Raw genomic sequence first — 19,672 nt, forward strand, 5'->3', positions numbered from 1 at the left:
TTCCGGGGAACCCTGAAACCATGTTTACAGGCATAATACAGGCCATGGGGCAGTTACAGCGCAAGGAGCCCCGCGGCGGCGATTACCGCCTGACCGTCGCCGCCGGCAAGTTGGCCATGAGCGATGTGAGGCTTGGCGACAGCATCGCGGTCAATGGCGTCTGCTTGACGGTAGTCGGGTTCGGCGAGGGCGGTTTCCGCGCCGACGTCTCCCGCGAGACCCTGTCACGTACCACGCTCGGGGAGCTCCGGACCGGGACTGCGCTCAACCTGGAGCTGGCACTGACACCGGGCAGCCGCCTGGGTGGACACATCGTCAGCGGCCATGTCGACGGCATCGGTACCATCATGGCACGGGACGAGGATGGACGGTCGGTCAGATTCCAGCTCGATGCGCCTGCGCACCTGGCGAAATACATCGCCGAAAAGGGGTCGATCTGCATCGACGGAATCAGTCTGACGGTCAATCGCGTCGACGGCAGCGTGTTCGACGTCAACGTCGTTCCCCATACGCTGGCGGTAACGACGCTGAAGGACGCCCAGGCTGGCCGACGCGTCAATCTTGAAGTCGACCTGTTGGCCCGGTACCTGGAGCGCTTGATTCAAGGCGGGGACGCGGCGCGGCCCGCCGGTTCACTCACGCGCGAATGGCTGCGCGGTCATGGATTCATCCCGGAATGACGCTGAATACGATCGAAGAAATCATAGAAGACATCCGCCAAGGCAGGATGGTCGTCATCATGGACGATGAGGACCGGGAAAACGAAGGCGATCTCGTCATGGCGGCGGGGCATGTGCGGCCGGAGGACATCAACTTCATGGCGCGTTATGGCCGGGGTCTGATCTGTCTGACACTGACTCGTGAGCGCTGCCAGCAGTTGCGGCTGCCCTTGATGGTGAATGAGAACCGGACGCCGCATTCGACCAATTTCACGGTGTCGATCGAAGCCGCCACCGGTGTCACCACGGGTATTTCGGCCAGCGACCGGGCGCGTACCATCCAGTGCGCCGTCGCTCCGGACGCCAGGCCCGACGATCTGGTCCAGCCGGGCCATATCTTTCCGCTCATGGCGCAACCCGGCGGGGTGCTCAACCGTGCCGGACACACGGAGGCGGGCTGCGACCTGGCGCGCCTGGCCGGCCTGGTACCGGCGGCTGTCATCGTCGAAATCCTCAACGAGGACGGTTCGATGGCGCGGCGTGCCGACCTGGAAAAGTTTGCGGCCGTCCATGGCCTCAAGATCGGCACCATCGCCGACCTGATCCATTACCGGATGCAGAACGAGCAGACCGTGGAACGCATCTGCGAATGCGATTTCCCGACCGAACACGGTCGCTTCCGCCTCCACGCCTATCAGGACCGTCTGGACAACAAACTGCATCTCGCCCTGACGCTGGGCGACGTCGCCGGCGGCGAGCCGGTGCTGGTAAGGGTCCATGGCCGCAATCTGCTGACCGATTTGTTCGGGGTGAGGCGCGGCGACATCGGTATCTCCCTGCGCGCGGCGATGAAGCGGATCGCCGACGAGGGGCGTGGCGTGCTCGTCGTGATCCGCAACGAGGAAGACGATCGTTGCTTGGTGGAGCGCATACATCAGTACCAGATGGAGGACCACGGTGTGGACATCGGCCAGCGCGAGGACCCGGGCGTGGACTGGCGCACGACCGGAACCGGGGCGCAGATTCTCGCCGACCTGGGCGTGCGCAAACTGCGGGTACTGGGCGCGCACAAGAAATATTTGGGGCTTTCCGGCTACGGGCTGGAAGTCGTGGACTACGTGACAACCGACTGATCGGGAACCGATATGGCTCATATCAAGATTTTCGAAGGTGGCATGAATGCCGCCGGGCTGCGTGTGTGCATCGCCGCTTCGCGCTTCAACAGTTTCATCGTGGACCACCTGGTCAGCGGCGCGGTCGATGCCCTGATCCGCCACGGCGCCAGCAGGGAGGACATTTGCATCGCCAAGACACCGGGTGCCTATGAGCTGCCACTGGCCGTCAAGAAGATCGCCGATTCCGGGCGTTTCGATGCGATCATCGCGCTGGGTGCGGTGATCAGAGGCGCGACCCCGCATTTCGATTACGTCGCCGGCGAATGCGTGAAAGGCCTGGCGGGCGTTTCGCTGCAGCACGGTCTGCCAGTCGCCTTCGGCGTGCTCACCGTAGACACCATCGAGCAGGCAGTCGAACGGGCCGGGACCAAAGCCGGCAACAAGGGCGCCGAAGCGGCGTTGTCCGCGATCGAAATGGTCAATCTGCTGCGGCAGTTGGGGGCCGAATGAGTCTGGCGCGGACACTGGCGCGCCGTGCCGCCGTGCAGGCCGTCTACCAGTGGCAACTGGCGCGGGACAGCCTGCCGGACATCGAACGTCAGTTCGTCGAGGAGTTGCAGCTAGCCAAGTCGTTGTACCGGCGCCATGCCGAGGGTTTTGAACTGAGTCCGCCCGAACGGGAACAACTCGAGGAGTTGCTGGAGAAGTTTGGCCGTTCCCAAGGGACGGACGAGGAAGAGGATGTGACGCTGGAGCAGCGGGCCAGTCAATGTCAGGTGCCCGACGTCCAGGTCGGCTATTTCAAGGAGCTCCTCCATGGCGTGGCGAACAATCTGGCCCTGCTGGATGCCGCGCTGGCGAAATATCTCGATCGTCCCATCGATGAAGTCGATCCGGTGGAGCGAGCGATCCTTCGCATCGGTTGCTACGAATTCATGCGCCGGCCGGAGACGCCGTACCGGGTGATTCTGAACGAGGCCATCAATCTGGCCAAGGAATTCGGCGCTGCCCAGAGCTATCGTTATGTGAACGGCATCCTCGACCGGGTGGCACACGAATGCCGGGCGGTCGAAATGGCGGCCCGCCGACGGGGGTGAACTTGCCCGGTTCCATGCAACGGCCGGGTGAATTCGAGATCATCCGGCGCTTTTTTTCCAGACAGCGGGTAGCGGACGTGAACACCGAGATCGGCATCGGCGACGACTGCGCGGTCCTGAACTTCACGGCAGCTGCGCGGTTAGCCCTGACCACCGACACACTGGTCGCGGGCATCCATTTTTTTTCCGATACCGATCCGACAAGGCTCGGCCATAAGGCGCTCGCGGTCAATCTCAGCGACCTGGCCGCCATGGGAGCCAGACCGAGATGGGCTTTGCTGGCCTTGACCCTGCCGGAAAACGATCCCGAATGGATCGCGGCTTTTGCGCAAGGCTTCTTCCGCCTCGCCGAGCGCCACAGGGTACAGCTGATCGGGGGGGACACCACGCGGGGGCCGCTGGCCATCACGGTCCACGCCCTGGGAACCGTGGACGGCAGGCCTGGAGTAAAGCGTGCGGGTGCCAAACCCGGAGATGCCATTTATCTCACCGGCAGCATCGGCCTCGCCGGTCTGGGGCTGAGGATCAGGCAGGGGGCCTATCTTGTCCCGGACGAGGAGGCGCTGGATCGGCTGGAAGCCCCCCAGCCCCGGACCGACTTCGGCATACGCCTCGGAGAATTTGCCAGCGCCGGCATCGATGTCTCGGATGGTCTGGCGGCAGACCTCGGGCACATCCTCGAGCAAAGTTCCGTTGGCGCCGAGGTGGACTGGGAGTCTCTGCCGTTGTCGGCAGGCGTCGGCCGTTACGTGGCCGACTCCGGCGACTGGCAGATGCCGTTGGTCGCCGGTGACGACTACGAACTGTGTTTCACCGCGTCCCCCGCCTATGCCCAGGCGATCGCGTCTGCCGCCGATGCAACCGCCACCCCGGTGAGGCGCATCGGGACGATCCGTACCGGATCGGGTCTGATCATCCGGCGGCGCGGCCGTCCGGTCGAGCTGTCACGCTCTGGGTATCTGCACTTCGTTTCCGGGGAGGCGCGAAGATGAGGGGCCGTCGCGTCGGTTTCCGCCAGGCATTCCATAGTCCCTGGACTGCGATCGCCGTTGGCTTCGGGGCCGGGCTGTCTCCCTGGGCGCCTGGCACCTTGGGGACCCTGGTGGCAATTCCGCCATATCTTCTGCTCGTCGGCACCGGTCCGGTGGTCTATTCGACCGTCGTCGTCGTTTCGCTGGGGCTGGGCGTGGTTGCCTGCGGGCGCTGTGGCCGCGCGCTGGGAGAGATCGACCATCCCGCGATCGTATGGGATGAGATAGTCGGTTTCCTCGTGACGATGTGGGGCCTCCCGACCTCTTGGCAGAACGTGCTGCTGGGCTTCATCCTCTTCCGGTTCTTCGACATCGTCAAACCCTGGCCCATCCGGGCCATCGACCGTGGAACGGCGGGCGGCTGGGGCGTCATGCTCGACGACGTGGCTGCCGGCCTGCTGTCGTCCGTGATCCTTCATGTCTTGGTATCACCATCGTCGGTAACCGGCCTGTTTCGCTGATCATGGACGGTCGGTGGGTGTGGGATTTGACCCGTCGATCCAGGAAGGAGTAAGTTGTTTGACACAGGTAACCGGGTTACCCGCACCAGTCCACAAACAACAAGAACGGGGAATCGCCATGGCCAGACGCATCACCAAGGATTGCGACGACAAAGCGGCAGGGATCCGCTTTCACATCAGTTCCGCCCGCATGTCGATGAACAAGATCAGCTTCGTTGCGTTTCAGCGTTTCCTGGACGAAATGGAGCGATCCATGTACCTGTGTCCGGAATGCGGCTGGCGCGGGCGGGGTCGGGAACTCGTGCCGATGGAGCAGGACGGGAACGGTGCTTATGCCTGGGGATCAGACGCCGAAACCTGGTATGCCTGCCCGAGATGCGAGAGCGAGATCAGCGTCGAGACCCCGTTGATGCGGCCGACGGATTGATGGCAGTCCAGCGGTTCGGTATCACGCGAGCTTCTCGAAGAATTCCGTGGCCGGAAGCGGCGGGCTGAAATAGTATCCTTGAAAGCGCGTGCAGCCCCTGGCCTTCAGAAATTCGAGCTGGGCGCGGGTTTCGACACCTTCGGCCACGGTCTCCAGGTTCAAATGGTAGGCCATCGACAGGATGGTCTGGACCAGCGCGACATCGCTGGGGTCATCCGGCAAGTCATTGACAAAGGTCTGCGCGATCTTCAGTTCACTGAGCGGCAGGCGTTTCAGATAAGCCAGCGAAGAGTAACCGGTACCGAAGTCGTCCACCGAAAACCGGATGCCCAGCCTTTCCAGGAAGCTCATTTTCGCGATGGCGTCGTCGAAGTCCGAAACCAGCAGACCTTCCGTGATTTCGAAGATCAGATCATGAGGATTGGCACCGGTTCGTTTCAGAATCCGCTGGACGTGGTCGAGGAAATCAGCTTGCTGGAAGCGGCGGGGGCTGATGTTCACGGACAGGCTCAACCGGTGTCCCGCCTGTGACAGACGCACGTTTTCGTGGCAGACCTGTTCGAAGACCCACTCCCCGATCGGCAGAATCAGTCCGGTTTCTTCGGCCAGGGCGATGAACTTGTCAGGCAACAGTATTCCCTCGGTCGGGTGCTGCCAGCGCAGCAGTGCTTCCGCGCCCACGATTCTGCCGTTCCCATCGACCTGGGACTGCAGATAGAGGCGGAACTCCCTGCGTTCCAGCGCTGCATGCATGTCCCTTTCCAGGGTCAGACGGGTCTCGGCCGCGGCCTGCATGGTCGATGCATAAGCCCTCACCGTGTTGCGTCCTGAGGCTTTGGCCTCGTACATGGCCATGTCCGCCGCTTTCAGCAGATCGTCTGCCGAGTCCGTATCGAACGGATAAATGGCGGTACCGATGCTCGCGGTGACGTAGTGCTGGCCGCTGGAGAGGACGAAGGGCCGTTGCAGTATCACCCGGAGATTTTCCGCAACATCCATGGTACGTCGGCAGGCGGATTCGAATTCTTCATCCAGGCCATTCAGCAGGATCACGAATTCGTCGCCGCCCAGCCGGGCGACCATGCCGCCCCGGCCGACACCCTCGGACAGGCGCTCGGCGACTTTGCGCAGCAGTTGGTCACCCACCGTGTGGCCGCGTGCATCGTTGAGATGCTTGAACCGGTCGAGATCGACGAACAGCAGTGAGCAGCGGGATCCGTTGACACAGCTTTCGCCAATGGCCTGATTCAGCCGTTCGAGAAACAAGCGGCGGTTCGGCAGGCCGGTCAGAGGATCGAAATAGGCCAACTGCTCGATTTCCTGCTGCGCCCGCTTGCGCTCGCTGATGTCAACGAAGGTCACGACATAATGGGTGAGGATCTGCTCGTCGTTACGTACCGCCTTGATGGAAAGCCATACCGGACAGACGTCGCCATTCTTGCGCCGGGCGGTCAGTTCGCCCTTCCAGCAGTCTGTCCCTTTCAAGGCTTCGAGGATCGCCCGTGGGGAAGTTTTGCCTTCCTCTCCGCCAGGGTGAAGAAACTCCGAAGGCGTGCCCACGATTTCATCGGAGGTGTAACCGGTGATCGCGGAATAGCCCGAGTTGACCCGCTGTACGATACCGGCAGCATCGGTGATCATGATGGCTTCGCTGGTCTCGAAAGCCGTCGCCGCCAACCGGACGGCTTCTTCCGCCAGTTTACGTTCGGTGACGTCACGCGTGACCGCCAGTACTGCATCGGGGGCGCCGGGGCGGCTGGCGAAAGGCACTGCATGGCTTTCCAGCCAGCGTCTGCCGCCCTTGAGGCCGATGATTTGGAATTCCAGTATGCCGCTTTCGCCTGCCAGCACCCGCTGGTTGAAAGCCTTGAACCGTTCGACGTCCTGGGGAGCGACGAGCGATGTGATGGGCTTTCCCCGCACCTCTTCGATCGATTCGGCCTCGATCATCTGAAGACCTGCTCGGTTCATATCGAGGAGGGTGCCGTCGGCGCCCACCGTTTTGACGCATTCGGGCTCTGCGTCGATGAGCATGCGCAGGCGTTGTTCCGCCTGTTTTCGCTCGCTCACCTCGCTCGCCAAATGCTGATTAAGTTCGAGCAATTGTCTGGGAGACGGAATTTCCAGGGCTCGGGGTATCAGCGGCCAGACCAGAATCGCGGTGCCGAAGGAGACCGCCGCAGTGATGACCTTGATGGCACCGTCCGTCCAGTAGGCGGGGTACCAGACCGTCCAGGCTCCCATGAAGTGCGTACCGGCGCATGCCAGGATGAATAGGCCGAACAGGAGGAACACGCTGCGGAAAACCACGTCCCGCCGCCGTTTCGCGAAATAGAGGAGCGCGATGGAGATCGCGCAGTAAGCGGCCGCGATGACCAGATCGGAGATCACGTGCAGCCAGAGCAGTTCCGGAACCCATGCGTAGCAATAGCCATGGGGCAGGTAACCCAGCGAGGATTTCAATGCCGTGATCGGAGCCATGGCCGCGTATCTCCTCCCGTCCGCAGTTCATTCCGGGACGACGGTGACATCGGCGGTCCCGCTACGAGACCGCACGACGCAGCCGTGCCGGAAGCACATCAAAGTCGGCCGGATGTCGCGCTGCAGGCCGAACACCACGTTATCGAGACCAAGCTTATCACCCGCTGGCCAATGTTCCACCTCGAGTTTCGTCGTTTCTGGAGTGCCGGTCGTGCGCGAACCAACCCATCAACTGCGGCATATGCCTCATTTCGTGAAGCGGGACGGGACCCGCTTGCTTCATTTCCGCTGTCAAATCGGACGGGAGGCCGGGCGACGACCAGGGCATGATAGCTGCTTGCGGTATGCCCACGCGACATCGCGTGAAGGAAATTTCGCCTCTCATCGAGGCGGTCGAACCCGACAAGAACAAGACGAGGCATCACGAAGATGAAAAAACTGCTGCTTGCTGCTTTCCCTGTTGCCCTGTTCAGCGCGCAACTGCAGGCCGGATGCAAGACCCCGGACCTCAACGGCACATGGATCATGTACCAGTCCAATCTCGCCGAACAACATACCGGACGATGCGAAATCAACGTCGCTCGAGGCGCATTTACCGGCCATTGTGTGATGGGGCATCACATGGAATTCGATGTGACTGGAACGGCCAGCGTGGACAAGAACTGCAGTGCGTCCCTGCAGATGGATTTCAGCGGTGGCAGTTCGACGTTTGACCTGCAGCTTGCCAGGAACAAGCTGGCGTTCGTGGGGCAATGGAGCAACACCTTCGGTACGGGCGGCATCTCCAACGGGGTGAAGCGGTAGCGGATGGGGCCGAGCGGTGTATCTGGCTGGTCTCCTCACCGGCATTGGAGGGGGAACGGCAAGATACACTGCCTAGGAATGAAAGGCGCTCGGTTGGAAAGCTCGACGAAAAAGCCCGCACAGCTGCGGGCCGGGGGACTGTCTGGAACAGACGGATGGCGGAGAGAGAGGGATTCGAACCCTCGATACGGTATCACCGTATACACACTTTCCAGGCGTGCTCCTTAAACCACTCGGACATCTCTCCGTTGAAGGAGCGCATTCTATCCGAGATTTTTCCGACTGTCAGCTCTTGTTCGCGGCGGCCGCTCTGCGGCGCGGGGGAATCCGACGTTTTTCCTTTCGCTCCGCGCTATCATCTTCCGTGCCGGCTGTGCTTGCCGGCCATGATGGCGATCTACGAGCAAAAAGGAGCACGAGACCATGCGTATTTTGCATACCATGCTGCGAGTCGGGGATCTTCAGAAGTCCCTCTGGTTTTACACCGAAGTTCTGGGCATGCGACTGCTGCGGCAGATGGAATTTCCGGACGGCGAATTTACTTTGGCGTTCGTGGGCTACGGTGACGAGGCGCACGATGCGGTGATTGAACTGACCTACAACTGGGGCGTGAGCAAGTATGAGCTGGGTACCGGCTTCGGTCATATCGCACTGGGGGTGGATGACATCCATGCGGCCGTGGAGCGGATCCGGGCATTAGGGGGCGAGATCGTGAGGGAGCCCGGCCCCATGAAGCATGGAACCACGGTCATCGCGTTCGTTGCCGACCCCGACGGCTACCGGATCGAACTGATCGAACACAAACCCGCAGGCTAGGCCGATGGGGGCCGTCTGCGCTTCTGTTTTTCCTCATATTGCCGTAGTTGTTCGGGCGTCGCCTCGGTTTGGAAGCGGGTTTTCCATTCGTCGTAAGGCATGCCATAGACGGCGGCAAGTGCGTCGGCATATGCCAGTTCCGCGCCGATCTCGTCCGCCGCCGCCTTGTACCATTTCGCCAGGCAGTTGCGGCAGAAGTCTCCCGTGATCATGAGATCGATGTTCTGGACTTCGGTATGGGTTCGAAGATGGGCGATGAGGCGGCGGAACGCCCGCGCTTCGATTTCTGTGCGTTGCTTTGGGTCCATGAAACAAAGTGTAGGGAAGCGTGAAGCCGGATGAAATGAAGATCATAATGCCCACCGCCACCGGGACGTGTAAACTATGGGCCTCCGTGACTGCCTCTGTTTGGCGACTGCGATGCCGTCCGATACCGCAGACGGCCGCGCCGGAAGGCAAGGACTGGTTCCGGCGTCTTCCCAAATGCTCGAGTACCGATGAAACTGTTGTCCGATTTTCTTCCCATCGTCCTGTTTTTTGTCGCCTACAAGTTTCAGGGCATCTTCATCGCCACGGCGGTGGCCATCGCAGCGACCTTGTTGCAGGTTGGCGTCGCTTGGTACCGGACACGCAAGGTTGAACCGATGCACCTCGTGACGCTGGGTCTGATCGTCGTGTTCGGCGGAGCCACCCTGGTGTTCCGGGATGAGCTGTTCATCAAATGGAAGCCGACCGTGCTCAACTGGGCATTCGGTCTGGGCTTCCTGCTCAGCCGTTTCGTCGGCGAGCGCACCTTGATCGAACGGATCATGGGGCAGCAGATCGACCTGCCCAAGGAAATCTGGCAGCGGCTCAATCTGGCCTGGGTTCTGTTCTTCCTGACCGTGGGCGCAGCCAACCTGTTCGTCGTCTATAGTTTCGACACCGAGACCTGGGTTAACTTCAAGTTGTTCGGCATGGTGGGCTTGACCCTGGTGTTCGTCGTGGCCCAATCGATCTTCCTGGCGCGCCATGTTCCCGATGCCAAGACCGAGGAGTGAGAAGTGCTGTATGCCATACTTTGCGAAGATCGCCCCGGCAGTCTCGAGATGCGGAAGGGGGCCCGCCCGGCTCATCTGCAGCGGCTCGACCGGTTGCAGGACGAAGGCCGGCTGGTGCTGGCGGGGCCGCACCCTGCGATCGACTGCGAGGATCCGGGTGAGGCCGGGTTCACCGGCAGCCTGATCGTCGCGGAATTTCCGAGCCTGGAAGACGCGCAACGCTGGGCAGACGAAGATCCTTACGGTCGCGCTGGCGTCTATGCCCGCGTGGTGGTCAAACCCTTTCGGCAGGTATACCCGAAATGAGCAGCCGGGTCGAACAGATTCGCGAACGCCTTCAGGGGGCACTGGCGCCCCTGCATCTGGAAATCATCGACGAAAGCGCATCCCATGCCGGTCATGCGGGGGCGATGGCGGGCGGTGGACATTTCCATGCCACGATCGTGTCAGCCGCTTTCGACGGGAAATCTCTGGTGCAACGTCACCAGATGGTGTATTCGGCGCTGGGCGACATGATGCACAACGAAATTCATGCCTTCAGCATGAAAGCCCTGACTCCTTCTGAACATCCAACAACAGGAAATCTTTGATGAAAAAGACTCTCGCCAGCGGCGCAGCGATCTTGGCGGTCGCCTTGACCGGTTGTAATCAGCCCGCTCCCGAAACGCCGAAGTCCCAGGCGTCTGCGGCCAAGGCCGGCATCACAGCGACGCCGGAGAACTCGGTGGCCGTCGTCAACGGCACGGCCATCACCAAGGCCGAAGTCGGCGCGATCAAATCGGAGCTCGCCCAGCGTCGCAGCGGCGAGGTTTCGGAGGAAAAAATCGTGGACGAGCTGGTCAAGCGCGAACTGCTGCGGCAGGATGCGGTGGCCAAGCAATTGACCAAGAATCCGGAATACCAGGCGCGGATCGACAACGCCGAAAGGGTGATTCTCTCGCAGATCGCTGCCGAGGACTTCATGAAAAACCTCACCATCTCCGATGAGGAGCTCCAGAAGGAGTACGACAGCCGCATTGGCGCCATGCAGCGCGCCGAATACCGGGCCCGCCACATCCTGGTCGACAAGGAAGACGTGGCGAAGGATATCATCGCCAAGCTCGGCAAAGGTGCGAAGTTTGAAGACCTCGCCAAGAAATTTTCGAAGGACCCGGGCTCCAACAACGAAGGTGGCGAACTGGGCTGGTTCAGTCCTCAGCAGATGGTTCAACCCTTCTCCGAGGCGGTCGAGAAGCTGAAAAACGGCGAGATCACCCAGGTGCCCGTTCAGACGCAGTTCGGCTGGCACGTGATCCAGCGCGAGGAGTCGCGCGAGTCCGCTCCGCCGGCGTTCGATGCCGTCAAGGAGCAGATCAAGTCCATGTTGCAGACGCAGAAACTGCATCAGTACATCGATGATCTGATGGCGAAAGCAAAGGTCGAGCGCTTTGCGACGCCGACGCCGACGCCCGAGGCTTCCCCTGCAGCGGCTCCGGCTGGCTCGTTGGAGGGTAAGGAGTCCGGCGCGGCCGAGCCGGCGGCAGTGCCGGCCGGGACTTCCGCTCCCACGGCCCCGCCCAAGAAATAGTCGGCCGTACTCGGGACACCCGTCCCGATGTCTCCAGGTCCGGCCGGTAGCGCAACGGGCGCTACCGGCCGGAGAACCACCACAGTTTTTTCGAGTCTTACGTCGCTGAACCGCCCCGTGTTTTCCGGAGGCTGTTTGCTTTGAGTCACGCGGCGATGGCGGAATCGGACAGGCTGCGGTCAAACGTCGTCCCCTCGCGTTGGCCGTCGTCCTTCTCCGACTGCCATATCCAGCGCCGCAGCGTCTTCTCCGTACGACCGGTCTTCGTGGCAATGGAGCGGATCGCCGCCAGGCGCGATTCATGCCTCCCCTGATGCTCCCGCTCCCTGACTTCGTGGGGAGGGAATTTCATCGCTTTCTTCAAGGCTTCCTACTCTCAAATGTGAGAGCCTCCGAGAAAGCCGGCGCGGTTCGATCGACTCATCAGGCATCTCGAGGCTCACGGTCAAGTATTCTTTTCAGTTTCCGCTCCGGGCCGACCGACGGTGGAGCCGCCAAGCCAGGCGCGATGCGGCGGTGTAGAGTGAAAGATAGCCGGTCCAGATCCGCTTCCAGAGCTGGCACGAAACCTTCCGTCCGCCTTTCCGTTCCATTTCGTCCAGGTAGATCATGATGGCTTCCCGGGCCAGGGCGGCATGGCCGGAGGCGAGATTGTCGATGCTGAGGTGCAGTTGAACGATGGCGGAATCGATGCCGTGGCTGCGCAGCAGGTCGATCATTCGCATGTAGCCGGCGCCCAGGCCGCTGAGTTCGATGGCGAGGTTGAGCCCCAGCAGCTCGGGAAACCAGCGTTGGGGGTGTTGCCCGACGGCGAGGAGATAGACGGGAAGGTCGAAGGCATCATCGAGAAAGCGCGGATCGCTGGCGAATGCCTCGCTGTCAAATGGCGGCAGCTCGATGCCGAGCCGGCCAAGCAGGTAGCGGTAGACGTTGGGATGGTTGCGTTCGGGCCGGCCGTTGCCCAATTCGTCGGCGTATATCTTGAGGAGGTGGCGGCCGGCGGTATCCAGGCATTCCGCCGCCGTGCCGATTCCGGCCAGCCAGCAGCCGTCCACCAGGATCGTCGGGGCCAATTGGAGGATGACCCAGCGGCAGAACGCCTCGCCGATTTGGGGGGGCTGGTCTGACGGCCGATAGCGTCCGATTTCGTGGGCATGGATGGCCTCGATCCGGTCTTGGAAACCGGATTCGGTATAGGGGAAGAAGCGCCGGTGCCCGCGCTGCAGAGGCAGTATGAGACGGGTCAGCCGGAGTACCCTGCTCACCGTGCCTGCGGCCCGTCCCGGAAGGTCCGGGGTCGATTCGGCGCCCAGCAAGGCGGTGTAAAGCGCGCGTTTCGATCTGAGGCCATGTCCCCGGGGAGGAGCGGTCTCGGCGGGGCGTGGCACGAATGGCGGAGCTTGCGGGGCAAGCGGTAGCGGGTGCTTGTCGTCTTGGATCCAGTCCAGGCAGATCCGTTGCTCGGCGCGGCTGAATACGCCGAACATCGGCCCACCAAAGTCCATGGCCCGGATCAGGCGGCTGGACGGGGGACAGGTCCGGTCCACCCAAGCCGATTCGCGCAGGGCCCGGAGCAGCGGGCCCGGATCGGGGTCCGTCAGCCATTCATCGAGGCTGCGTCCGTCCAGCAGGATTCTTCCATGATGGCCGACGGCATGGCTGCGCCTGGCCTCGATGATCAGGGCCAGCGCCTCGTCGGCCGGAAGCTTCCGGTCAGCCGTGGCGGCAGCCTGATTCAACAGTTCGGCGAATAGTCGGCGATAAAGGTCCCAGCCGGCACGGATGCGCTCTTCGTCCCTTGCGCCGAAAGCCTCCAGCGCCGCATGGGCCAAGGCGCGGTTTCGGGCCATGTCATTTGGGTCGGCGCTTTCCGATCCGTCCCACCAGGCGGGTTCCCGCAGATTGTGCGCAAGGGTCCAGCCCAGCAGCTCGGGAAAGTAGCGGCGCGGCCGGTGGAACAGGCAGAGCTGGACGGCGGGCAGGTTCCAGGCGAAATCGGGAATGCCCGGAGTTTGGAAAAAACCGGGATCGTTCAAGGAAGGCGCGGCCACCCCGGCCAGGGCGAGTCGAGCCCGAAATCGGATGGGAGCCGAGACCGCGGGATCATCCAGGCCGATGCTGCGGCAATACAGATCGAACAAATGGCACTCGGCCGGACGGTGGGCGGTGGCGGGCCGTGCCGCACGGGCCAGGCAGATCTGGTCCAGCAGCATGACCGGTGCCAGCGCGAGAAGAATGTTGCGGCGTTCGGTCGGATCGTCCGGCGGAGGTAACGCCGGTGCCCGCCAGGGGTGCCCGAAATCCGGAACCGGTCCGTTCCGGCCGGCCAGCACGGACTGGAAAAACGTCTCGGCCGTCCTCAGTGATCCGGCATCGGCGGGGCCGTGCAGCAGGGTCCGGCACAGGCTACGCATACAGGTCACGGCGGTGTCTCCGGTTTGATGAAGAGGTAATCGCCGATCGCCAGGGCGTCCATTCCAGACCCCAGGAATACGCCGAATGCGTCCTCCAGGCCGTGCACGATGGGTTTACCCATGACGTTGAAACTGGTGTTGAGCAGCAGCGGGACGCCGCTTTGGCGGTGGAAGCGAGCGAGCAGGTCGTGGAAGCGCGGGTTCCATTCCGGATTCACGGTCTGCAGCCGTCCGGTTCCATCCACATGGACCACCGCCGGAACGCTCTCGCGCACCTCCGGCCGGAAACGCAGGGTGCGCTCCATGTAGGGTGATTCCTGATAAGACAGAAACCAGTTCGGGCCATGTTCGTGCAGGACGGCCGGGGCGTAGGGACGGAAGCGCTCGCGGAATTTCACTTCGCGGTTGATCCGTTCCCCCGTCTCCCCGCGGCGGGGATCGGCCAGGATGGAACGGTTGCCCAGGGCGCGGGGACCGAACTCGGCTCTTCCCTGCACCCAACCGAGAATCTTGCCTCGGACCAACAGCTCCGCGGCGGCGTCGATGAGGAGCTCACCGGGAAGGTGCCGTACCGGTAGGCCGGCGTAATGGGCGAAACGCTCGGCGTCCATCGCCGGGACCGCACTGCCGAGATACGGTGACAGTCGGCCGGCTGCGAAGACCTCACCGGGATGATCTTCCCGGTACGCCAGCCAGGCGGCGCCGAGGGCGGTGCCGTCGTCGGCCGGGGCCGGCGGCACGTAGAGTGCCTGAAAGGGTGTCGACTCCAGAATCCTGCCATTGCAGACCGAATTGAGGGCGCAGCCGCCGGCCAGGGCGAGATGCGGCGAGCCGAGGCGGTCATGCAGATGGCTGAGCAGGCGATGAACGGTATCGCTGAAATAACGCTGACCGCTGTGAGCCAGGTTGGCCACGGCCTCCGCCGCTTGGCCGGGACGGCGTCGCCGGGCCTCCAGTCGGCGCAGGCGGTCGAAAAAGACCGGGTACCGCGTCAGGAGTTCCAAGCCATCCACGGTCATCATGTCATGCAGGCATGCCAGGATTTCAGGATCGTTGTGGCCGTAGGCAGCCAGCCCCATGACCTTCCATTCCTCGCCGCCCGTCCAGTCGAATCCGCACAGCTCGGTGAGCTTCATATAGTAGAATCCGAGACTCTGCGGTCCCCGCTGCCGGGCGATCGGGCGCAGTCTGCCGTCGCGGTAATCGAAGAAGGCCATCGAACCGGTTTCGCCATAGGAATCGATCACGGCACAGGCGGCGGTGTCGAAGGGGCTGGCATAGCAGGCCAGGGCGGCATGGCAGAGGTGGTGGTCGTAGCCGCGAATGCGGACCGGAATGCCGGGGAAATCACGGCGCAGGGTCCGCGCCAGATTGAGCAGACGGCTCTTGAGGGCGTGATGCTGGGCGGCCTGCATGTGGTAGATCTGGTAAGGTTCCAGCCAGGTATGCACCCGCCGGCCGGCATTGGTGAGGATGCCGCGGGGGGACAGCCAGCCCAGCCAGTGCGCAAGGTGCTCATGCAGGGGGCGGGTGGCCCGCCAGTTGCTGGCGACGACGAACTCGCGGGCATCGGCGCAATGCTCCTGCAGCAGCAGGGGCAAGTGGAACGGGTCATCGGGCGGAGTATTCAGGGCCCGCTTGCTTTGGAGCCGCCGTTCGGCGGCTTCGGCGAACAGGACGCCGCCATCGGGGCCGACGATCGCCAGGGCCGGATCGTGATAGGTCAGGCAGAGGCCGAGATAATAGGTTCGCGCTTTGGATGGCCGCATCGTGAGGTTCCGCAAAGCTCATGAGCATTCTATCGAAAACCCGGTTGGGGGCCATTCGGCCGCTGCCGTGGTGGACCGGCTACAGCCTCAGTCTGGTGTTTCCTCTGACGGTGCTCGGATTCCTTGCCAGTGGCCCCCACCGTCCGCTGGTGGCATTGCTGTGGACCCTGCCCATGCTGCTCCTGCTGCTGGCCGAATATTTCGGGCCGGCGGAGACCCGGGTCGTGCCGGAACCGGTTCCGGCTTCCTTGTTTGATGCTCTGCTGTATCTGCTGTCGGTTCTGCAACTGTTGAATCTGTTCGCTTTGGGGCGGATGGTTTCCCAACTGGGCTGGAGCGGCATGGCGGAAGTCGGGGCGAGTCTGGCCGATCTGCTGGTGGTCCGGACGATGGTCTCGGCGGACTTCGTTTCCGCCGGCATTTGCCCCGCGCATGAGTTGATCCACCGCCGCTCGGCCGGACAGCGCCATCTGGGACGGCTGTTGCTGGCTACCTTGGGCTACGATCACTTCTACCTGGCACATAAGCTGGGGCACCACGCCCGCCTGGGAAGCGCCGACGATCCCTCCACCGCGTTCAGAGGAGAGAGCTTCGAAGCATTCTACCGGCGCGGCCTGCGCCAGCAATGGCGCATCGCTTGGTCGGCTCGGCGTGGTGCGGTTCTGGCGGGGATGGCGTTCGAACTGGGATGGCTGGGGGTCTACACGATGTTGTTCGGCCCGCTGGCGATGCTGGTACTACTGCATCAGGCGAGGGGGGCCATACGGACACTGGAGTCGGTCAACTACTTCCAGCACTACGGTTTGACCGAAGATTCCGGTCCCGGGAGAGTCCTCGCCTGGCGTAACGATTCGGCCGTGAGTCTGTTCATGTTCCTTGCGCTGACCCGGCATGCCGACCACCATCGCCGTCCCGGCGTGAGCTTCTGGGCACTGCGCCCTGCGGTGGAAGGACCGCAGATGCCTTACGGCTACATGGTCATGGCGCTGTGGGTACAGCGGCGCAACGAGAGCTTCCGGACGTGGGCGGAACGTCAGCTCGATTTGGGGCGGGGAGGGGTGGAACCGCGCCTTCCGAAGGCAGACACGGCAAGCGGTGCTATTCGGACGGCGTTTCCAGGCAGCGGGAAACGAGATCGTCGAAACGGCGCAGGCCGGATGCCAGCGGGGTAAAGCTCAGACCGAGACCTATGGATACCCCGATGCTGTTGGCCAGTATGTCGAAAGGGTCAGTGGTCCTGATGCCGGTGAAGCCTTGCAGCAGCTCGAGCAGGGCTCCCAGGGCGACGAAGAAGGCCGGCCAGCGCCAGTGCCGTGAATAGGCCTGGCAGAACCATGCGGTCAGCACCGCATAAGCGAGAAAATGCTGGGCTTTGTCCCAGCCCAGCAGGGACGGAGCCTTGGGTAACTGGGGGACGAGGGATAGAACGACGACGGCGGCAACCATGATCCAGCCCAGTCCTCGCCAAACGGTGGCGTAGCGGTAGGGGTTCCGTGTCGGATCATTCATGCCCGTTCCCTTGCTCTGGCAGAAGAATCCGCCGGATTTCCCGCACGGGCTAGACGGGGGAAGCCTATGCGTGGAGCGGAAATCACGGCGGACGCGTTGCTCGTTCGATGCCCGTTCAGTCCCAGCTCAACGTGCCACCGGTCTGGTACTCGGTCACCCGGGTTTCGAAGAAGTTTTTCTCCTTCTTCAGATCCAGCACTTCGCTCATCCAGGGGAAGGGATTGCTTGCCCCGGGATACTGCTCCGGCAGGCCGATCTGGGCGCAGCGGCGGTTGGCGATGAACTGGAGATATTCCTTGAACATCGGCGCGTTCAGCCCCAGGATGCCGCGCGGCATGGTGTCGTAGGCATACTGGGTTTCGATGTCCACCGCCTCGCGGATCATCTGCACCATCTCCACCTTGAAGCCGTCCGTCCACAAGTGGGGATTTTCGACCTTGATCTGGTTGATGACGTCGATGCCGAAATTCATGTGCATGGACTCGTCGCGCATGATGTACTGGAACTGCTCGGCGGTGCCGGTCATCTTGTTGCGCCGGCCCATGGAGAGGATCTGGGTGAAGCCGACGTAGAAGAAGATGCCCTCGAAGATCACGTAGAAGGCGATCAGCTCGCGCAGCAGTTTCTGGTCGTTCTCGGGCGTGCCGGTTTTGAAATAGGGGTCGGCGAGATACTGGGTGAAGGGCAGGGCCCACTCGGCCTTGCGTGCCACCGCCGGTACCTCGCGGTACATGTTGAACACCTCGCCTTCGTCCAGCCCCAGAGACTCCACCACATACTGATAGGCATGGGTGTGCAGGGCTTCCTCGAAGGCCTGACGCAGCAGATATTGGCGGCATTCCGGGTTGGTGATGTGGCGGTAGACGGCCAGTACCAGGTTGTTGGCCACCAGAGAGTCCGCTGTGGAGAAGAAGCCCAGGTTGCGCTTGATGATGATGCGTTCGTCCGGGGTCAAGCCATCCGCGCTCTTCCACAGGGCGATGTCGGCGTTCATGTTGATTTCCTGCGGCATCCAGTGGTTGGCGCAGGCGTCCAGGTACTTCTGCCAGGCCCATTGATACTTGAACGGTACCAGTTGGTTGAGGTCGGCACGGCAGTTGATGATCCTCTTGTCGTCCACCTGGATACGGCGGGCGCCCATCTCGATGTTTTCCAGGCCCGTTGCGCCGGTGGCAGGCACAATGCTATCGAGCCGGGCCGCGGTGGCCAGCGGCTCCGGCGTCGGAGCGGGCTCGACGAAGGTTTCGAGATCCAGGGTGAGGGCGGTATTGGCCGGCGGATTCGACCGTGGCGTCAGGCCAGCCAGAGGATCGTCCCAATTCAGCATCGTTGTCACTCCCTTAGAGGTAGTATCGAGGTCACGGATAAGGAAAAAGTCCGGCTCAGTCGGAGGTCGGGCGGCGGCCCGGCAGCATCCGGTGCAGGATGCCGTTGCGGTCCACATGATGATGTTTGATCGCCATGACGACATGACCCACCACCAGCAGGGCCAGACCCCAGCCCAGGAATTCGTGGATCTCCACGAAGGTCTGTGCCAGGACCTCGTTCTTTTCGACCAGGGCGGGCAGTGTAATCAGGCCGAACAGCTTCACCGGATAGCCGTTGGCGGAGCTGACGGCCCAGCCGCTGAGGGGCTGGGCGATCATCAGTCCATACAACGTCCAGTGTGCCGAATGCGCTGCCCGTTGCAGACCGGGCGACAGGGTGTCCGGCAGCCGCGGGGGCGGATGGAGCAATCGCCAGGCCAGCCGGACGGTTATCAGTGCCAACACCGCCGTGCCCAACCCCTTGTGCCAGGCCATGATGGCGGTTTTCTCCGGTCCTTTCGGCAGATCCGAGACGTAGAAGCCGATCAGCCATGCCAGCGCGATCAGCGCGGCCATGAGCCAATGCAGCCATTTGGCGGTGGTGGTGTATTCGCCCTGGGTCGTATTCATGGACGCACTTCCCTATCGTGGATCAGGTGACGGTCTCAGTGGCCGGCGTCGTGCTTGCCGTTGGCCGCACCTGCAGCGCGCGAAGGCGCATCCGCCCCCCGGTCCACGCTGACGTTGCCAACCGGAGCGCCGTCGAGCGTCATTTCGGTGATGCCCTTGTCGCGTTCGTAGCGGCAGGTCAGCACATGGTCGCCGTTGTTGGTGTAGTTCCAGGTCAGGCTCACATAGCTGTTGCCGTCGCTCTGCGACTCGCTCGGCATGTAAAGGTGGGTGCCGGCCTTGGCTTCGCCGGCCTGGGTGCAGGATTCCCGAGCATAGGTGTTCAGCATGTTGCCCGACATCAGCAGTGCCTGGCCGACTTTGTCCTGCTCGGTTTCCTTGGAGAAATACACGATCCCAAAGCCGACGATCATGATGCCGACGAATGCATAAATGAGTTTGGTCAGTTCGCTCATTTGCCTCTCCTTGCCTCTCTTATGGTTTCAGTTGTTTTCAGGGAGCCTTCCGCCAGGACCCGACGGCCTTACCGGATGCCGGGTCCATGA

At 62.4% G+C, this 19,672-nt stretch carries 23 protein-coding genes and 1 tRNA gene; 14 read left to right on the forward strand and 10 right to left on the reverse strand.

Features of this window, described 5'->3' with window-relative positions; translation table 11 throughout:
- The first annotated feature begins 20 nt into the window (after positions 1-20).
- The 7 genes from ACSHWJ_RS00700 (at position 21) to ACSHWJ_RS00730 (ending at position 4,790) form a co-directional block, all read left to right on the forward strand.
- Positions 21-680, forward strand: coding sequence for a riboflavin synthase (locus ACSHWJ_RS00700; RefSeq protein WP_010960915.1), 660 nt, complete (start codon positions 21-23; stop codon positions 678-680).
- Between the two features lie 2 nt (positions 681-682).
- The gene (gene ribBA / locus ACSHWJ_RS00705; RefSeq protein WP_026045948.1) at positions 683-1,792 is read left to right on the forward strand and encodes a bifunctional 3,4-dihydroxy-2-butanone-4-phosphate synthase/GTP cyclohydrolase II; all 1,110 of its coding nucleotides are present in this window, start codon (positions 683-685) and stop codon (positions 1,790-1,792) included.
- A gap of 12 nt (positions 1,793-1,804) precedes the next feature.
- Positions 1,805-2,284: a 6,7-dimethyl-8-ribityllumazine synthase gene (gene ribH / locus ACSHWJ_RS00710; protein WP_010960913.1), complete on the forward strand. Its 480-nt coding sequence runs from the start codon at positions 1,805-1,807 to the stop codon at positions 2,282-2,284.
- Positions 2,281-2,871 carry a transcription antitermination factor NusB gene (gene nusB, locus ACSHWJ_RS00715; RefSeq protein WP_218797799.1) on the forward strand — a complete coding sequence of 197 codons (591 nt, stop codon included), beginning with the start codon at positions 2,281-2,283 and terminating at the stop codon, positions 2,869-2,871. The genes ribH and nusB overlap by 4 nt, the downstream gene beginning before the upstream one ends.
- A gap of 14 nt (positions 2,872-2,885) precedes the next feature.
- Positions 2,886-3,863 carry a thiamine-phosphate kinase gene (thiL, locus tag ACSHWJ_RS00720; protein ID WP_218797798.1) on the forward strand — a complete coding sequence of 326 codons (978 nt, stop codon included), beginning with the start codon at positions 2,886-2,888 and terminating at the stop codon, positions 3,861-3,863.
- Positions 3,860-4,363, forward strand: coding sequence for a phosphatidylglycerophosphatase A family protein (locus ACSHWJ_RS00725; RefSeq protein WP_218797797.1), 504 nt, complete (start codon positions 3,860-3,862; stop codon positions 4,361-4,363). The genes thiL and ACSHWJ_RS00725 overlap by 4 nt, the downstream gene beginning before the upstream one ends.
- Positions 4,364-4,481: 118 nt before the next feature.
- Positions 4,482-4,790, forward strand: coding sequence for a hypothetical protein (locus ACSHWJ_RS00730; RefSeq protein WP_017365336.1), 309 nt, complete (start codon positions 4,482-4,484; stop codon positions 4,788-4,790).
- 21 nt (positions 4,791-4,811) lie between these two features.
- On the opposite strand, the gene ACSHWJ_RS00735 is transcribed toward ACSHWJ_RS00730, so the two are convergent.
- The gene (locus ACSHWJ_RS00735; RefSeq protein ID WP_218797796.1) at positions 4,812-7,271 is read right to left on the reverse strand and encodes a putative bifunctional diguanylate cyclase/phosphodiesterase; all 2,460 of its coding nucleotides are present in this window, start codon (positions 7,269-7,271) and stop codon (positions 4,812-4,814) included.
- A gap of 429 nt (positions 7,272-7,700) precedes the next feature.
- On the opposite strand from ACSHWJ_RS00735, the gene ACSHWJ_RS00740 reads away from it, so the two are divergent.
- The gene (locus ACSHWJ_RS00740) at positions 7,701-8,075 is read left to right on the forward strand and encodes a hypothetical protein (RefSeq protein ID WP_041361104.1); all 375 of its coding nucleotides are present in this window, start codon (positions 7,701-7,703) and stop codon (positions 8,073-8,075) included.
- 156 nt (positions 8,076-8,231) lie between these two features.
- Here the strand turns inward: ACSHWJ_RS00740 and ACSHWJ_RS00745 are convergent.
- Positions 8,232-8,322 (reverse strand) — tRNA-Ser (locus ACSHWJ_RS00745).
- Between the two features lie 176 nt (positions 8,323-8,498).
- Between ACSHWJ_RS00745 and gloA the strand changes: the two genes are divergently transcribed.
- Positions 8,499-8,891 (forward strand): lactoylglutathione lyase, encoded by a 393-nt coding sequence (gloA, locus tag ACSHWJ_RS00750; RefSeq protein WP_010960907.1) that lies wholly within the window; start codon positions 8,499-8,501, stop codon positions 8,889-8,891.
- Here gloA and ACSHWJ_RS00755 read toward each other — a convergent pair.
- Positions 8,888-9,199, reverse strand: a complete 312-nt coding sequence (locus ACSHWJ_RS00755; RefSeq protein ID WP_010960906.1) for a DUF1244 domain-containing protein — start codon at positions 9,197-9,199, stop codon at positions 8,888-8,890. The two genes, gloA and ACSHWJ_RS00755, sit on opposite strands and share 4 nt — an antisense overlap.
- Positions 9,200-9,388: 189 nt before the next feature.
- Between ACSHWJ_RS00755 and ACSHWJ_RS00760 the strand changes: the two genes are divergently transcribed.
- Genes ACSHWJ_RS00760 through ACSHWJ_RS00775 form a run of 4 tightly spaced genes read left to right on the forward strand, consistent with a single transcriptional unit; the run spans position 9,389 to position 11,498 of the window.
- Positions 9,389-9,931, forward strand: coding sequence for a septation protein A (locus ACSHWJ_RS00760; RefSeq protein ID WP_017365333.1), 543 nt, complete (start codon positions 9,389-9,391; stop codon positions 9,929-9,931).
- 3 nt (positions 9,932-9,934) lie between these two features.
- A complete protein-coding gene (locus ACSHWJ_RS00765) occupies positions 9,935-10,237 on the forward strand; it encodes a YciI family protein (RefSeq protein WP_010960904.1) in 303 nt (100 codons plus the stop codon).
- On the forward strand, positions 10,234-10,521 hold the full coding sequence (locus ACSHWJ_RS00770) for a BolA family protein (protein ID WP_017365332.1): 288 nt from the start codon (positions 10,234-10,236) through the stop codon (positions 10,519-10,521). Before ACSHWJ_RS00765 ends, ACSHWJ_RS00770 begins: the two co-directional genes overlap by 4 nt.
- Entirely contained in the window at positions 10,521-11,498 is a 978-nt protein-coding gene (locus ACSHWJ_RS00775; protein WP_218797795.1) for a foldase protein PrsA, read from the forward strand. The genes ACSHWJ_RS00770 and ACSHWJ_RS00775 overlap by 1 nt, the downstream gene beginning before the upstream one ends.
- A 145-nt stretch (positions 11,499-11,643) precedes the next feature.
- Here ACSHWJ_RS00775 and ACSHWJ_RS00780 read toward each other — a convergent pair whose 3' ends face one another.
- The 3 genes from ACSHWJ_RS00780 to ACSHWJ_RS00790 all read right to left on the reverse strand — a co-directional run bounded on the left by ACSHWJ_RS00780 (position 11,644) and on the right by ACSHWJ_RS00790 (position 15,681).
- Positions 11,644-11,850, reverse strand: coding sequence for a hypothetical protein (locus ACSHWJ_RS00780; protein WP_010960901.1), 207 nt, complete (start codon positions 11,848-11,850; stop codon positions 11,644-11,646).
- 106 nt (positions 11,851-11,956) lie between these two features.
- Positions 11,957-13,912: an iron-containing redox enzyme family protein gene (locus ACSHWJ_RS00785; protein ID WP_432539321.1), complete on the reverse strand. Its 1,956-nt coding sequence runs from the start codon at positions 13,910-13,912 to the stop codon at positions 11,957-11,959.
- 5 nt (positions 13,913-13,917) lie between these two features.
- The gene (locus ACSHWJ_RS00790; RefSeq protein WP_041361102.1) at positions 13,918-15,681 is read right to left on the reverse strand and encodes a carbamoyltransferase family protein; all 1,764 of its coding nucleotides are present in this window, start codon (positions 15,679-15,681) and stop codon (positions 13,918-13,920) included.
- Positions 15,682-15,701: 20 nt separating this feature from the next.
- Here ACSHWJ_RS00790 and ACSHWJ_RS00795 point away from each other — a divergent pair, with 20 nt between their 5' ends.
- Entirely contained in the window at positions 15,702-16,853 is a 1,152-nt protein-coding gene (locus ACSHWJ_RS00795) for a fatty acid desaturase (RefSeq protein WP_249385334.1), read from the forward strand.
- Here the strand turns inward: ACSHWJ_RS00795 and ACSHWJ_RS00800 are convergent.
- The 4 genes from ACSHWJ_RS00800 to ACSHWJ_RS00815 all read right to left on the reverse strand — a co-directional run bounded on the left by ACSHWJ_RS00800 (position 16,780) and on the right by ACSHWJ_RS00815 (position 19,582).
- Complete coding sequence (locus tag ACSHWJ_RS00800) at positions 16,780-17,190, reverse strand: VanZ family protein (protein ID WP_218800141.1); 411 nt, start codon at positions 17,188-17,190, stop codon at positions 16,780-16,782. The genes ACSHWJ_RS00795 and ACSHWJ_RS00800 overlap by 74 nt on opposite strands.
- Before the next feature lie 115 nt (positions 17,191-17,305).
- Positions 17,306-18,517: a ribonucleotide-diphosphate reductase subunit beta gene (locus ACSHWJ_RS00805; protein WP_218800140.1), complete on the reverse strand. Its 1,212-nt coding sequence runs from the start codon at positions 18,515-18,517 to the stop codon at positions 17,306-17,308.
- Positions 18,518-18,572: 55 nt separating this feature from the next.
- Complete coding sequence (locus ACSHWJ_RS00810; RefSeq protein WP_432539159.1) at positions 18,573-19,127, reverse strand: cytochrome b; 555 nt, start codon at positions 19,125-19,127, stop codon at positions 18,573-18,575.
- Between the two features lie 35 nt (positions 19,128-19,162).
- Positions 19,163-19,582 (reverse strand): hypothetical protein, encoded by a 420-nt coding sequence (locus ACSHWJ_RS00815; protein ID WP_010960894.1) that lies wholly within the window; start codon positions 19,580-19,582, stop codon positions 19,163-19,165.
- Between the last annotated feature and the right edge of the window lie 90 nt (positions 19,583-19,672).

Origin of the sequence: Methylococcus sp. S1M, from assembly GCF_051295855.1 — a bacterium.
GTDB classification, from domain to species: Bacteria; Pseudomonadota; Gammaproteobacteria; order Methylococcales; family Methylococcaceae; genus Methylococcus; species Methylococcus capsulatus.